The sequence below is a fragment of the Brevibacillus thermoruber 423 genome (assembly GCF_000454065.1).
Classification (GTDB): domain Bacteria; phylum Bacillota; class Bacilli; order Brevibacillales; family Brevibacillaceae; genus Brevibacillus; species Brevibacillus thermoruber.
In genome coordinates this window covers 25,915-38,897 of record NZ_ATNE01000017.1, presented here as the reverse complement: position 1 = coordinate 38,897, position 12,983 = coordinate 25,915, and the positions used below count along the sequence as shown (strand labels likewise).

Sequence of the window (12,983 nt, the reverse complement as noted above, 5' to 3'; positions counted from 1 at the left end):
ATGAATTTTGACCGAAAAACGCTGCTGGGGATTCAGGCGGCGGGACGGGAGCGGTTTGACCTGCGGTCGCATGTGCGGGAAACGGCGCGTGCGTCGCAAACGCTGAACGAGCGGATGCACATGCCGCAGCCGGCCGGGGACAAGCGGGTGCCGGCGGAAACAGAGGCGGCCGTCCGCACGCAGATTGTGGAGAAACACGGGAAGCGGCTGTGGGAAGAGAAGCATCAGCCGGCGTATCTGGACGAGCTGGCCCGCGATATCCGCCTGCTGCTGGAGACCGACACGACGCTTGCCTCCGCCCATTTGGAAGCAGAGGTGGAGCGGCTGCTGCGCTCGCTGATTGGCTGGGGCCCCTTGGACCCGCTGCTGGAGGACCCGGACATCACGGAGATTTTGTTTCACCGCTACGACCGCTTGGTGGTGGAGCGAAAGAGCACGGGAAGGCTGGAGGTGCCGGATGTTCCCGTGTTCCGGGACGAGGAGGAGATGCTCCGCCTGCTGGAGCAGATGGCCGCCGCGATGGGCCGGGAGTTTAACGAAACCAAGGCGGAACTGAACACCCAGCTCCCTGACGGCTCTCGAATCGCGGCTGCCCACCGCTCCATTTCGCCGGACGGCCACATGCTGACGATACGCAAACACCGCGATCTGCTGACAGAGGCGGACTACCTGGCCTACGGTTCGATCTGCGAGCCGATGCTTCTCTTTTTGCAGTGGGCGGTCGGCCTGTCCCGCGCATCCGGGCTGGTCAGCGGCGGGACGGGGTCGGGCAAGACCCATCTGCTCAATCTGATCTCGCAATACGTGCCCCACCACTTGAGCATCATCACCATCGAGGATGTGCTGGAACTGAAGCTGCAGCATCCGTTCGTCCGCCGTTTTCTGGCCAAACCGCCCAACCACGAGGGAAAAGGCGGGTTTTCCATCCGAGATTGTGTCCGCCTTTCGCTGCGCAAGCGGCCGGACGTGATTATCGTCGGCGAGGCGCGCGGAGGGGAGATCGTCGACATGCTGTGGGCGATGAACACCGACCACCCGGGAAGCTGGAGCACGGCCCACGCCAACTCACCGCGGGCGCTGGTCGATTCCACCCTGCCCATCCTGTTCGGCAAAGCGGAAGAGACGTACAGTTCGTTGGAGCGCAACCTGATGATCGGTTCGGCTCTCGACCTGATCGTGCAGGTCAAGCGGTTCGAGGAGGACGGCAGCCGCAAAGTGGTGGCGATCACCGAGGTGGTGGGAACCGGCCAGTCGCACGAGGAGCTGATCCGGCGGGCCTGCAACGTCCGGCAGGTCATTGGCGACCGCGTCTATTTGCAGGACATTTACGTGTACGAACCGACAGGCGTACGGGACGGCAGAGTGGTGGGACAGTTCAAATGGACCGGCTACAAGCCGGAGAAGCTGGTGCGGCGCTGGCTGGAAAAGGGATTGCGTCCGGAAGAGGCGGAACGCGTCTTCTTTCCGACGCCCATCCCGATGTAGGAGGGACAAACGATGGCCGATATCGGAATGTTGGTTGCCGCCGGGGCCGGCGCGGGAGTCGTCCTGCTGCTGCTTCCCCGCCGTTTCTTTCAGGGCGGACCGGCGGGCAGGCACGCGATCGTCGATCAGCTTCAAAAGGAACGAAAGACCGTGTGGGACCGGCTGGACGAGCGGCTGCAGCAGTCGGGTTCAGGAATGGGGGTCCATCAGTACGCGGCGCTGGTCTGCCTGTTCGGACTGGTTGCATACGGGCTGAGCGGGCAGATTTTGCGCTCCTGGTGGCTGGCGCTTCCCGCCCTGCCCGCAGGCATCCTGTTTGCGGAGCGGCTGGTCAGCGTGTTGGGGGCGAGGCGAAAAGACCGGTTTGAAGAGGATAACGTAAAGGCGATTCGCTTGATGGCAAGCTCGCTCCGGACCTCCCCGTCCTACCTGCACGCATTTGAACAGGTGGCAGCCAGTCCGTACGTGAACAAGACCGTGACGGACGAATACCGCCGGGTGGTGGAGCTGCTGCGGGCGCAGGTGCCGCTGGATAAGGTGATGGCGGCCTTTTACCGGCGGACGGGCTCGGCAGACGTCCGGTATCTGGCGACCATCGTGCAGATTCAGCGGGAAATGGGCGGAGACATGGCCAGAACGCTTGATTTGGCGGCGTCCACCATCCTCAGGCGGCGCCAGTCGCTGCGCAGGCAGAGGGCGGCGACGGCACAGATCGTGGCGCAGGTCAACGTGCTGAGCGTCATGCCGTTTGTCTTTGTCACCGCCTTGTACGCAAACAATCCGCACCATTTTGATCCGCTGACGGCAACGGTTCAGGGGCGCCTGTCCATCCTGGGCGCGCTGCTCTCCATTTTGACCGGCGGAGAGGTGATCCGCCACCTCGCCCGCAAAGGCATTCACAAAGGAGGATGACCCGGTGTTGTTGATCAGCGCGCTGGCCGGGGTGGCCGTGCTCTTATTTGGGCTGCCCGCCTGTCTGGAAAAGACGGCTGCGGATGAGGGAAATTTGTTCGGGCGGATCGAGCGGGAGCGGCAGGCCCGCCTGGCGGAATCCTTTCGCCGGCGGCGTTCCTCCTGGACGATCGTACGCGCATTGGAGCGGCGTGAACGGTGGCTGGAGTCGCTGTGCCGATGGACGGGCGTGGACCGAAAGAAAACGGCGGACATGCTCTACCGTCTGCGCTCCCCGATCACGGTGACGGAAGTGGTGCTGGCCAAGGCGGTGGGCGGTGCCGTCATGCTGGGAGCGGCCTTGCAGATGGCTGCCCGGCTGTACAGCGGGCGGGAGTGGAGTGTGCTGGCTGCCTGGCCGATGCTGGGGGCCGTCCTGACGTTTTTGCTGCCCACCCTGCTCCTGGAATGGGCGGACAAGCGAGCGAAAGCGGAGATGGCGGAACAGGTGCCGGTCTTTTTCAGCATTGTGCAGGCGCTCGTTGAGGCGGGCATGCCGATACAGGCAGCGGTCAAACAGGCGGCCCGCCGCTTTGACGGGAGGCTGGGACGCGAACTTGCCAGGCTGGAAGTGGAAGAGAAGCGCTGCGGCAGTTGGCGCAAGGCGCTGGAGGAACTGGCCTTTCGCTGGGAAGTGGATACGCTGACGGCCATCGCCTTGGAGATCAACGAGGCGATCGGCAAAGGCGTAAGCGTGGCCCCCATGCTGGCCGTACAGGTGGAGGAGCAGGTCCGCCAGCAGGAAGACGAGGCTTCCGCCCACATGAATCGGCTGAACGTCCGGCTGCTGCCGTTTGTGATCGTGCTGATGGGCGTACCCCTGCTGTACCTGGTAATGGGGCCCGCCTTCATGGGCATTGGCGCCCGGCTGTAATTTTTTTTTGCGGCACCCGCTGTCTTTTGTCAGAGTGATAGTACACACCGCAAAGGAGGGATTGTATGTCGTTCGTTCGCGAATATGTGCGCAGATTTGCCCGGGAGGAGGATGGCGTCACGATTGTGGAGATGGTGATCATCATCGCCGTCATCCTGATTCTGATCATTCCCACGCTGGCTACCCTGGGAGAAGCGGAGGACGCCAAGCTGAAGGAACTGGAGGAAAAGATCAGCAAATGAAAGAGGCGGTCTTGTTCACCCTGCTGGCGGCGGCCGCGTGGTCTGACTGGCGCTGCCGCAAGGTGCCGAACAGGTTGACCATGCCCGCAATGGCCGCGGGTCTGCTCTATCAGTGGCAGAGCGGGGCGGGATGGCCGGCGTTGGGCGGTTTGCTGGGGGCGTTTCTGCTGACGGTCGGGCCGGTCGCGGTGCGGGGCATGGGGATGGGGGACCAGAAGCTGCTGATGGCGGTCGGCGCCTGGACCAGTTGGGCGGAGGTGTATCCGCTGTTTCTGCATGCGCTGCTGCTGTGCCTGGCTGTGGTCTGCTGCCGTCCGGGGACGTGGCGGCGGCTGCGCCTCAATGTGCACGGCCTGGCGGCGGGCTGGACCGCCCACAGGCAGTTGTGGCTACCTGGACGGGCAGAATCGGCCCTCGTTTTTCCCTATGCGGTTTTCCTGCTGGCCGCCTATTTGCTGCAGCCGGCCTGGAGGTAAGCGGATGAGAAAGCGATGGAGCCGTTTCGTTTGGGACGAGCGGGGCAGCCAGCTCCTGGAGTTTGTTCTGGTGTTTCCGCTCGTCTGGATCTTGTTCGTGTTTACGTTTGACCAGTTTACCGTTCTCTACAACCGGCAAAAAGCGCTGGAGGCCGCCTACGAGGCCGGTCGGATCGCCGCCGTGCAGCCCAATTTCGGCCTGGCGCAGTACCACGCCAGGGAACGGGGAGAGGCGGAACTGGAGCAGGGCATTGGCACGACGTGGGGGGAGGTGCGGCTGTCCCTGCAGGGCGGGACGTGGAAAAAAGGAAATCACGTCGAGGCGAGGGCGACGATCGCGTTTCGCCTGCTTGCATCCGGCACGCCGCAGGAAGTGACGGAAAGCTATCACGTGATGATCGAAAACGCGGAGGAAGGAAGATGATGCGCTTGCGCGGGATAAGTGAGCGGATGGCGGAGGAGCGCGGGACCATCACGTTGACCGCGCTCTTTTTTCTCCTCTGTCTGGGCGGACTGGTATCGCTGCTGCTGCTCTTGGGCCAGGCGGGACTGTTGAGCATGCAGGCGCAGCAGACGGCCGACATCGTGTCCAAAGGGGCGCGGGCGGCAGGAAAGTGGGAGTACATCGACGACCAGGGCAGCAAGCGGACGTATCTGTTCGCCACGACGAGGGAAGCGAGGCGGCACAATGCCGACATCGTTCGCGGCGCGAGGGAGGAGGCGGACATTCTGTGGCGCCTGAACAGTCCGGTCGTGGAACGGCGGGCGGATGAAGCAGTGATCATTCATCAAAAGGGAGAGCAGAAACATTTGTACCGGCAGGGCATTTATCACGTACGCGTGCAGGTTTTCAGCCGACTTCCTCTCCTGTGGCAAGAGGTCGAAGCCGGGCTGGACAGAACGTCCCAGTCGGGAATCTATGATTTTTGAACCAGATGCGCACGGGCGAACCGTTATTTTTGTCCTATTTCCGCATGGTAACGTAACAGTATATTCCAGAAATGGGACAGGAGTGAGGTAGCAGTGCCGTCAAGAATTGTCGAACGGTACAAGCGTATTCTCAACGGAGAACAGAAGCGCTTTTCGCCGTACGAATTTGAAGATGCCCAATACCGCAAGCAAAAAGTGCAGCTTGTCTTGCGGTACGCGATCGAACAGGTGAAAAAATGGACACCGGAGCAGGCGCGGAAGGAGTTGAGCATCAAGGACGTCAAGGAGCTGAAACTGCATCTGGTCCGCGAGTACATCGACCCGCCGATCGAGGCAAAGCCGGAGGACGTCTACTACATGGTCGAATTTGCTTATCCGTATCTTCCGCGGATGCCGGAAAAACAAAAGGTGCTGTGGGTGTACCGGGAAGTGCTGGCGGGCGTCCGCCGCCACTTTCCGCCGCTTTACTTTCAGAGCGTCAAGGGGGAGGAACGGGCCAAAATCTGTTTCGACTTCATGTGCCGCGAACTGATGAAGCTGCAGGACCTGCGCCAGCTCCCCCGCATCTTCGGAAAGACGGAGCAGGCGTACAGCCTGCTGAGAAAGTACAAGCTGAAAATCCTGGTCGATACCCTGTATTTCTCCCCTTTCGACATGATCACCGACATGTATCCCGAACTGGCCGATCCTGATTTGTGGAATGAAGCGTAAAAATTATTTGCTTCCATGCGCTGTCTTTTCTTACGGTAAGGGTAGTTTCATTGGCTTATAAGCACATGAAACGGCCGTATGTTGGTGAGAAAAGGAGGCGTTGCGCATGGCAACAGTAGAAGCTCACCAAGATTGCTCCGCAAACGTGGAGCTGCTTTTGGGCAGGCGAGTCCGCTACCAAAAGCACAAGCCCGGCAGGCATCTGTCGTTGGACCGCATGCCGCAGGGAGTCTTTCAAATCGAGTCCGTGCACCGATTTGGAAGCAGAGTTGTACTCAATGACGGGGCTGTCACGATGGAGAGTGCTCCAACCGTCATGGAGCGCGGGGGAAGAATCGCTCTTCTGCTCGCAACGGGAGAGGAACTCTACTTTTTCGCGGAGTAGACCTCTCGGGATTCGCCTTGCACGAGTGCGTGCGAGGCGAATCATCCCCCATTTTTCCGATATGAAAAAATGATTTGACGAAGGGCGAAAGATGTAGCAAAATGTCTATAAATGTATAATTATGTAAATATTGGGGGTAATTTGAAGTGATGGTGAATAGCGCAATCGAATTGGTCGAACGCTGCTACGAACAAACGAATTGCCTGATTTCACTGGAAGAGCTGAAAGAAGTGTTCATTGCGTACGTGTTCGGCAGTTACCAGGAAGAGATCGTTGCCCGGTACGGGCTGGATCGCTTTTACGAACACCTTGACCAAATCCGGTTAACCACATGCCGCAAGGACTTTGACCAGGCGGTGGAAGACTGGTATCTGCTCCAGTACGGCTGCCGGTCGGATGAGGCCAACTACCACGACATTTTGTTTGCCCTTGTCAAAGAGACGATTGTGCACTACCAGTCGGAAAATCGCAGCGCATTGATTCGGGACGTGACCAAACTGCTGACGACGCCGACGGGGTTTATCAAGCGCTGGCAAATGGGACAGGCCCGCGAACGGACGCTGCCCGCCTACTTCAAATACCTGATCAAGCTCGGGATTCGCACGTATGATGACATTGAATCGTTGGTGGACATGTGGCTGGTGGAGTATCCAAACGCGTTTGACAAGAAGCAGCAGCAGCTTTTTGCCAACCCTCCGCGCAAAGGCAGGCCCAACAACGTGGAACTGGCCCTGCTGCAGGACATGGTCAGCCAGGTGAAGCCGGAGCTTACCCCGCAGGAACGCGAACGGCTCAGAAAAATCTATTACTATCACCGCAAGTCGCTGACCATGAAGGAAATGGTGGAAAAATTTAAAAAGTACCTGCTGACGAAAGAGAATCAGAAGGATTCGCAGGCGGGGTAAGCGATGTTTCAGCAGGTAAACCGCTTCGTCACCCAGTTCCGCGAACTGGAGAAAAGGGAATACGCCCGCTCCCGGGAAGAGGAGCGGTTGTGGCAGTCGTTAAAGGACAAACTGTCAGCCTCTCCGACGGAAGAACAACCTTCAGCGGTTCGCCGCTGCATCGCCGTAACCGGGTTGTACGCCCAGGCCGGCGCCAGTTTCCTGGCGGGCAACGCGTCGTTTTTGCTGGCCGGCAGCGGAGTTTCCGTCACGCTGTGCGAGCTGCCCGGTACCGCTTCCTATTATTACTTCGCGCTCGACTGTGAACGCAGAGCGCATCATCGCTTCAAGAACTCATCCGCATCCGTGCTCCTCATGCAATCCAATCACTTGCGCATCTTGGTGGATACCCCTTTGTCGAATGAATCGTCAACCCCGACCGACACGGCGGACTGGCTGCTGAGAATGAGCAAAGAGAGCGCCACGGTCGTCATCGATTTGTCCTCGCGCTGGAAGGAAGAACAGGCTGTCCGTGTAATGGATCTGGCCGACGAAATCTGGGTGGTGTTCGATTCCGACCTGGCCAGGTTTACCCGTCTGTTTCTGACGGAAGAGCCGCCCTCGTGGTGGGAAAAACACGGCGATAAAATCAGGCTGATCGCAAACAAATGGAACGAGTATCTGAGCCGCTCCGCCGTCATGAAAAAGGTGGAAGGAACCGTCTCGCTCTGGAACGGCGAACGATTCGGGCCGGGCATTGACGCCGTCGTTCCCCTGATTGACAGCGAGAAAACGGCGATTGCCCATACAAAAGCTAGCCTCTTGCTGGAGCTGTACCCGGAGGAGGAACATCGGTTCCAATCGCTGCTACACTCGGAAAAGGGAAGGATGTTATGAAAAAGCAGACCCTGCTGCTCATCAGTTTGCTCTCGTTTCTCTTGGCCGGTTCCTGCTTCTACGCGGCGACCCGGTATATCGACGCGCTGGCCGTTGAACGGCTGTTTGCGCCGGTGGTAAAGGTGGCCGAAGGAAAACAGATCGACCCCTTTGAACCGATCACGCAAGACGACGTAGTGCTGGTCCAGGAAGAAGTGGACGAGATTTTGCCCGGGTCCCTTCAAACGCTGGAGAGCGTGTTGGGAAAACGCAGTTCCCAGACGCTCTATGCCGGGGAACAAGTGCTGAAACACAAGCTGACCGATACGCAGTTGCTGCCGGAAAAGGGGGAGGCCCGCTACGAATTTCCGCTGACGTTTATCGACCCCATCACCGAATTGCGGAAAGGAGACCGCGTCAAGCTGTGGGTAAAGTACAAGCCGCCGGCGGAGCTGGAGCATTTGCCCGAACCGACGCATTTTCGCAAGACGAACCCGACGGCCGACCTGCTGTTTGAAAGCCGGTTGGCAACGGTGAAGGACAGCAACGGTACGGAGATTTACACGCTGAAGCCAAGCATGCTTCCGGCCCCCGATCACATGGATGCCGTGTTTAACGGCTCCCGGGAAAAACCGCTCTTGAACGGGGAAAAGCGTTACCGCGACTACCGGGCCCAGCCGACCGCCTTGACGGCCTTTATCGGCTTTAACCTTTCCGATCAGCAGTATGTCACGTTGAGCGAAGCCATGATGTACGGGACCATTCAAATTGGTCAAATTTCCGGTGCGGAGGAACGGACCCCATGAGAACCCTGGTATGTTTTCCGATGAAATCGCTGGCCAAAACCTACATGCCGACGGAATGCGAGTTGCTGGTCGCGGAGTCGGCCGAAGAGTATTTCCGCCTCGCCAAACTGTACCAACCGGAAGCAGCGGTGCTGTTTTCCGAAATGTTCGACGAACCGGTCTGGGAGTGGCTGCCGCGCGTGCAGGAGGTTCTCCCGGAGGGCGTGCCTGTCATCATTGTGCCTTTGTACAAGGATGAATCCCTGATCGCAAAGGTCAAGGAGGAAACCGATCCGGCCGGTTTGTACATCCTCCCGGCCACTCTCAATCAGGAGGAGATCCGGGAAAAAATCGCTTTGATACTGGGTGTTTCGCAAAAAAGCGAGGAGCTGCCCACCGCAAAGGGCGACGGAATTGTCTACACCTTGATGAGCTACGGTTCCTCAGGCATCACCACGTTTTGCATCAATTACCCGATCCTGCTGGCAAAGCGCAATCCCGACAAGCGCATCGTCGTTCTGGACATGAACGCGCAAAAGCCGGATTTGACCCGTTTCTTCAAGCTGCAGCAGCATCATCTGGCATTGTTCCGGCCCGACCTGCTGGAAATGCGAACAGCGGCGGCCCGCAATTGGGAGCGCGGCTGCAAGCAGATCAGCCACATACCCAACCTCTACTATGCCAGCGCCACATGCAGCTGGAAAAGCGGAGAGATCTCCAACCTGCTGACGGCCCTGCGCCAGCAGTTCGATTACGTCTACATCGACTGGGGCTACTGCTTTCCGGAGACGGAGGCCTTACAGCGCTTGATTTACGCGTCCGACCGCAATCTGTTTTTTGTGCGGGCCGATCCGTTTGGCATCGAGAACGCAAAGGCGTGGATTCATTCATGGGCCGAGCGGGGCGTGGAGTATCAGGTGATGCTCAGCCATCTGGACAAGGGGCAGACGTACCGCATCGGCGAAGGAATCTCCGTTTATGGAGTGGTACCGCGCATATCCGATACCCGGCTGATTCAGTCGCACCGCAGTCACAGCGTGCTGGTGGAAGAGATCTTCCCGCCCAAGCCGTACGTCACCAGCCTGCAGGCGATGGTGGATGCGGTACATGCGGACAAAGGAGCTGTGGTCTGCCGATGAAAACCGCTTTCCGACAATGGACCGCATCCCGGCTCAAGGATGTGGAAGACCTCAAGCAAGCAGCCCGCGACTACCTGAATCACTTTGGCACCACTCCCGAGGAGAAGATGGAGATGCAGCGGATATTGACCCTCGCGGAGCTGGGCGACCGGAACAGCCACAGCCATGTCATCCTGCGATTGCAGCATTACTTTGAAGAAGTCCTGAAACGGCCGGTAACCGAGGAAATTTTGCCGCATGTCAACGGATACGAAGGGCTGTTGTTTGCCACGTACGGGTGGGGAATTCTGGATGCCGTCCTGCATTTGTCGCCATGGGTGGAAGAGGTACGGGTGGCGGCAGGACGTCCGGTGGCGTACATCGAGCAGGGGCGGAAAAAGAGCCTGCCGTACACACCCACATGGACGGAAGTGGAGACCCTGCAGCAAAAGCTGACCAACGCGGCCGGCCTGTCCTTTCATGAAAAAAAGCCGCGTTTGAGCGGGTATCTCGATTCGTTGAAAGCCAGGCTGACCATGTTCACCTTTCCCTATTCCCGGGTTCCGACCATCATTGTGCGCCGTTTTACCACGCCCTCGTTTTCGCTGGACCAACTGCGGACGCAGTCGCTGCCCACGTTTGACGAAAGGGTGCAGCTTTTGCTTGAGCAGCAGGTGTACGGCAGGAGCAACGTCCTGGTGATCGGACCGATGGCGGCGGGCAAGACGACGCTGATGCTCTGCATGCTGAAACTGAAAGACCCCCAGACCGAGTACGTCACGATTTTTGAAAGCGAGCATGAAATGCGGTTTGGCGATGTTTGGCCGGGAGAGGTGATCGAACTGCAAAACGTGGAAGAGATCGGCATCGAACTGGAAAGCTGCTTCAAGGACATGTACCGGACCACCGCCAACACGATTCTGATCGGGGAGATTCGGGAACCGATCGAAGCCTATCACTTTGTCAACGCCGGCGTGCGGGGAACCGACGCTACGATCGCCGCCATGCATGAACGCTTTCCGCACAAGGCGCTGCAGGATTTGACCGACCTTGTTTATCAATATGGCGGACGGAGCATTGAACTGACGCAGGAGAGGATCAGCCGGGCGGTCAATTTCGTCAATTCGCTGACCTACCGGAACAATGGTCACCGCTTTATCGACGCCATTCACGTCAGCGAATGGAACGACGTGATGAGCCGGGTCGAGTCCGTGACGCTTGTCTTCCGCAACAGGCAGACGGGTGCCTATGAATGGACCGGAAAGAAGCTGGACGAACATCTGGTGGAATACATGTGCCACGTGGGCAGGGCGGATATGGATGTATTGAGGGAGTTACGTCTCATCGATATGGGCAGGACGCTATGAAACACCTACTGTTTATTCCCATGTCTGTCTGCCTGTTTGCCGGATTTTGGCTGCTCGGGCTTCATTTGTACCGTACCTGGTCCGCTCCCCACGTATTCTTTCCCAAGACGGTGGCCGTGTGGCGGGAGAGGATGCTGCGTCACAAAACAAACCGCATCATATACGAGAGGTACGAGAGATGGTGCGGGATTGCTGGCGGGACGCCGGAAGCCCACATTCTGCTGTCGCTCTTTGGGGGAGCTGCAGGGTTTGTCTCCGGCATCCTGCTTGGCAATATCGTCGTGTCCCTGTCCCTGTTTGTGCTGCTGGTATTGCTGCCGACCCTGCTGCTGTACGCCCGCTATACGGTACGCATCAACAAGAAAATCGGCGCGTTTTGCCGCTTTGTCGACCTGTTTGCGCGTTATTACAGCAGCCGTAAAAACATCATCCTGACGTTCAGAGATATGGTGGAAGAATGTCCGAAAGAGCTGCTGCCCGATTTGCTGCTGCTCATCAACCATCTGTCGGACGGAGGAAATCCCGTCCGGGCGGTGGAGATTTTCGCCGAGCGGATTAATCATCCGTGGGCCCACGATTTTGCCATGTATGCGGCCAGCGGCCTGGAAGGCGAAACGGAGGACATTCAGAACGCACTGAATCGATTGACCAACGAGATGTTTATTCAGCAAGACGAAAAAGAGGAAAGGGACAGTGAAATTTACGCGATCTGGGTCAGCTTGATTCTGGTCATCCTGATCTGCATCTGCCTGATTCCCTACAACCAGAGCCTGCTGAAAGATTCGTACCGCCTGTATTTCTTTACCGCTGACGGACAGGCCATCCTGTCGCTCGCGGTAACGGTCTGGTCTCTTTCCATTCTGTTAGCGTTCATCTGGGGACGGAGGTATCGCTGATGCCCTTGTTGTTCATGTATGCCTGCCTCACGCTGGGATCCCTATTCGTGTTTGTGGCCGTGTTTGCCATCGGCAAGCAGTTGGCGGCGATGCACCGTCCCAGGCTGTTCGTCACCGGGCAGTGGCGCCGCATGTGGGAAAAGGCGGTCAACGCCGAGGAAGACGACGCGTGGGAAAAGCTGCTGGCACGAGCAGGCCGGCCGTTTGGCTGGGGAAAGCCGGAGTGGGTGTTCCTGCAGCTCGCCAGCGGGAGTGCCGTTTGCGTGCTGATCCTGTTGTGGGGGATGCTGAGCGGAAGCGAGTCTTTCCCGCTGTTTTCCCTGGTTGTGGCGTCTGCGGTCAGCTTTATGCTGCCGTACTTCGGCCTGAAGATGTGGGCGGGATACCGCGAGGAAGTGCTCAGCACCGATATCGCCCGCTTCGTCAACCGGTACGTCAACCTGCTGGAAAACCAGGTGCCCATATACAATGCGATGGTCAAGGCAGCCCGGCCTACGCGCAAGCTGAAGGAGTACCTGCCGACCTTGTCGGAGTGGAACAAGGACCGCGATGAAGCGCTGGAGGCGTTCAAGCGCAGGCTCGGTGTGGACGATGCGATCATGCTCGTGTCCAGCATGAGGACGGTAGAACAGCTAAGCGAGGGACAGATGGCTGTCACGATGCAGCGGTTGGAGTGGGCGGTCGACCATCGCCGCATGTTTCGCCACCGCAAGCAGATCAAATCGCTGGGGATTGGCTACAGCGTGATCGTTTACCCGGCTTTCTACATCGGATTGTTGGTGGCCATGTTTCCCTGGTACAAGCTGCTTACCGAGATTCTCGACAAATACTTGACGTAAGGTAGGGTCAGCCGCATGACAAAGCTCTTTTCCATTCTGATGTGCATTGTGTTGACACTGGGCATTATCGTATCGAGTCTGTCAAAGGTTAACGGCTCGATTGTGAATGAGGGCGGTTTGCGCGACAGGGCGGTTCATTGGATTGACCAGGCCATCCCCTAGGG

16 protein-coding genes are annotated in these 12,983 nt (G+C 58.4%); all 16 read left to right on the top strand.

The annotated features are described in order from the left end of the window. The 16 genes from M516_RS0104075 to M516_RS0104000 all read left to right on the top strand — a co-directional run bounded on the left by M516_RS0104075 (position 1) and on the right by M516_RS0104000 (position 12,819). On the top strand, positions 1-1,485 hold the full coding sequence (locus M516_RS0104075) for a TadA family conjugal transfer-associated ATPase (RefSeq protein ID WP_029097986.1): 1,485 nt from the start codon (positions 1-3) through the stop codon (positions 1,483-1,485). A 12-nt stretch (positions 1,486-1,497) separates the two neighbouring features. Further along, the gene (locus M516_RS0104070) at positions 1,498-2,397 is read left to right on the top strand and encodes a type II secretion system F family protein (protein ID WP_029097985.1); all 900 of its coding nucleotides are present in this window, start codon (positions 1,498-1,500) and stop codon (positions 2,395-2,397) included. Positions 2,398-2,401: 4 nt separating this feature from the next. Further along, positions 2,402-3,310 (top strand): type II secretion system F family protein, encoded by a 909-nt coding sequence (locus tag M516_RS0104065; RefSeq protein ID WP_029097984.1) that lies wholly within the window; start codon positions 2,402-2,404, stop codon positions 3,308-3,310. 65 nt (positions 3,311-3,375) lie between these two features. After that, entirely contained in the window at positions 3,376-3,552 is a 177-nt protein-coding gene (locus tag M516_RS0104060; RefSeq protein ID WP_029097983.1) for a hypothetical protein, read from the top strand. Then, complete coding sequence (locus M516_RS0104055) at positions 3,549-4,028, top strand: prepilin peptidase (protein WP_029097982.1); 480 nt, start codon at positions 3,549-3,551, stop codon at positions 4,026-4,028. The genes M516_RS0104060 and M516_RS0104055 overlap by 4 nt, the downstream gene beginning before the upstream one ends. A 4-nt stretch (positions 4,029-4,032) precedes the next feature. Further along, positions 4,033-4,452 (top strand): TadE/TadG family type IV pilus assembly protein, encoded by a 420-nt coding sequence (locus M516_RS0104050; protein ID WP_029097981.1) that lies wholly within the window; start codon positions 4,033-4,035, stop codon positions 4,450-4,452. Beyond that, positions 4,449-4,958: a hypothetical protein gene (locus M516_RS0104045; protein ID WP_152523341.1), complete on the top strand. Its 510-nt coding sequence runs from the start codon at positions 4,449-4,451 to the stop codon at positions 4,956-4,958. Before M516_RS0104050 ends, M516_RS0104045 begins: the two co-directional genes overlap by 4 nt. 93 nt (positions 4,959-5,051) lie before the next feature. Continuing rightward, a complete protein-coding gene (locus M516_RS0104040) occupies positions 5,052-5,669 on the top strand; it encodes a DUF4046 domain-containing protein (protein WP_029097979.1) in 618 nt (205 codons plus the stop codon). Positions 5,670-5,775: 106 nt separating this feature from the next. Then, complete coding sequence (locus M516_RS0104035; RefSeq protein ID WP_029097978.1) at positions 5,776-6,054, top strand: hypothetical protein; 279 nt, start codon at positions 5,776-5,778, stop codon at positions 6,052-6,054. A 149-nt stretch (positions 6,055-6,203) separates the two neighbouring features. Then, on the top strand, positions 6,204-6,959 hold the full coding sequence (locus M516_RS0104030) for a hypothetical protein (protein ID WP_238550913.1): 756 nt from the start codon (positions 6,204-6,206) through the stop codon (positions 6,957-6,959). Between the two features lie 3 nt (positions 6,960-6,962). Beyond that, on the top strand, positions 6,963-7,835 hold the full coding sequence (locus tag M516_RS0104025; protein WP_029097976.1) for a CpaE/TadZ family protein: 873 nt from the start codon (positions 6,963-6,965) through the stop codon (positions 7,833-7,835). After that, complete coding sequence (locus M516_RS0104020; RefSeq protein WP_029097975.1) at positions 7,832-8,620, top strand: SAF domain-containing protein; 789 nt, start codon at positions 7,832-7,834, stop codon at positions 8,618-8,620. The genes M516_RS0104025 and M516_RS0104020 overlap by 4 nt, the downstream gene beginning before the upstream one ends. Next, the gene (locus tag M516_RS0104015) at positions 8,617-9,738 is read left to right on the top strand and encodes a CpaE/TadZ family protein (protein ID WP_029097974.1); all 1,122 of its coding nucleotides are present in this window, start codon (positions 8,617-8,619) and stop codon (positions 9,736-9,738) included. Before M516_RS0104020 ends, M516_RS0104015 begins: the two co-directional genes overlap by 4 nt. Further along, entirely contained in the window at positions 9,735-11,084 is a 1,350-nt protein-coding gene (locus tag M516_RS0104010) for an ATPase, T2SS/T4P/T4SS family (protein ID WP_029097973.1), read from the top strand. Before M516_RS0104015 ends, M516_RS0104010 begins: the two co-directional genes overlap by 4 nt. Further along, positions 11,081-11,980, top strand: a complete 900-nt coding sequence (locus M516_RS0104005; protein WP_029097972.1) for a hypothetical protein — start codon at positions 11,081-11,083, stop codon at positions 11,978-11,980. The genes M516_RS0104010 and M516_RS0104005 overlap by 4 nt, the downstream gene beginning before the upstream one ends. Next, entirely contained in the window at positions 11,980-12,819 is an 840-nt protein-coding gene (locus tag M516_RS0104000; protein WP_029097971.1) for a hypothetical protein, read from the top strand. The genes M516_RS0104005 and M516_RS0104000 overlap by 1 nt, the downstream gene beginning before the upstream one ends. The last annotated feature ends 164 nt before the right edge of the window (positions 12,820-12,983 follow it).

Bases quoted from the DNA above. Each gene is read 5' to 3' on its own strand.
- M516_RS0104075 (WP_029097986.1), top strand. From the start codon at position 1: ATGAATTTTGACCGAAAAACGCTGCTGGGGATTCAGGCGGCGGGACGG.
- M516_RS0104070 (WP_029097985.1), top strand. From the start codon at position 1,498: ATGGCCGATATCGGAATGTTGGTTGCCGCCGGGGCCGGCGCGGGAGTC.
- M516_RS0104060 (WP_029097983.1), top strand. From the start codon at position 3,376: ATGTCGTTCGTTCGCGAATATGTGCGCAGATTTGCCCGGGAGGAGGAT.
- M516_RS0104055 (WP_029097982.1), top strand. From the start codon at position 3,549: ATGAAAGAGGCGGTCTTGTTCACCCTGCTGGCGGCGGCCGCGTGGTCT.
- M516_RS0104050 (WP_029097981.1), top strand. From the start codon at position 4,033: ATGAGAAAGCGATGGAGCCGTTTCGTTTGGGACGAGCGGGGCAGCCAG.
- M516_RS0104045 (WP_152523341.1), top strand. From the start codon at position 4,449: ATGATGCGCTTGCGCGGGATAAGTGAGCGGATGGCGGAGGAGCGCGGG.
- M516_RS0104035 (WP_029097978.1), top strand. From the start codon at position 5,776: ATGGCAACAGTAGAAGCTCACCAAGATTGCTCCGCAAACGTGGAGCTG.
- M516_RS0104030 (WP_238550913.1), top strand. From the start codon at position 6,204: ATGGTGAATAGCGCAATCGAATTGGTCGAACGCTGCTACGAACAAACG.
- M516_RS0104025 (WP_029097976.1), top strand. From the start codon at position 6,963: ATGTTTCAGCAGGTAAACCGCTTCGTCACCCAGTTCCGCGAACTGGAG.
- M516_RS0104020 (WP_029097975.1), top strand. From the start codon at position 7,832: ATGAAAAAGCAGACCCTGCTGCTCATCAGTTTGCTCTCGTTTCTCTTG.
- M516_RS0104015 (WP_029097974.1), top strand. From the start codon at position 8,617: ATGAGAACCCTGGTATGTTTTCCGATGAAATCGCTGGCCAAAACCTAC.
- M516_RS0104010 (WP_029097973.1), top strand. From the start codon at position 9,735: ATGAAAACCGCTTTCCGACAATGGACCGCATCCCGGCTCAAGGATGTG.
- M516_RS0104005 (WP_029097972.1), top strand. From the start codon at position 11,081: ATGAAACACCTACTGTTTATTCCCATGTCTGTCTGCCTGTTTGCCGGA.
- M516_RS0104000 (WP_029097971.1), top strand. From the start codon at position 11,980: ATGCCCTTGTTGTTCATGTATGCCTGCCTCACGCTGGGATCCCTATTC.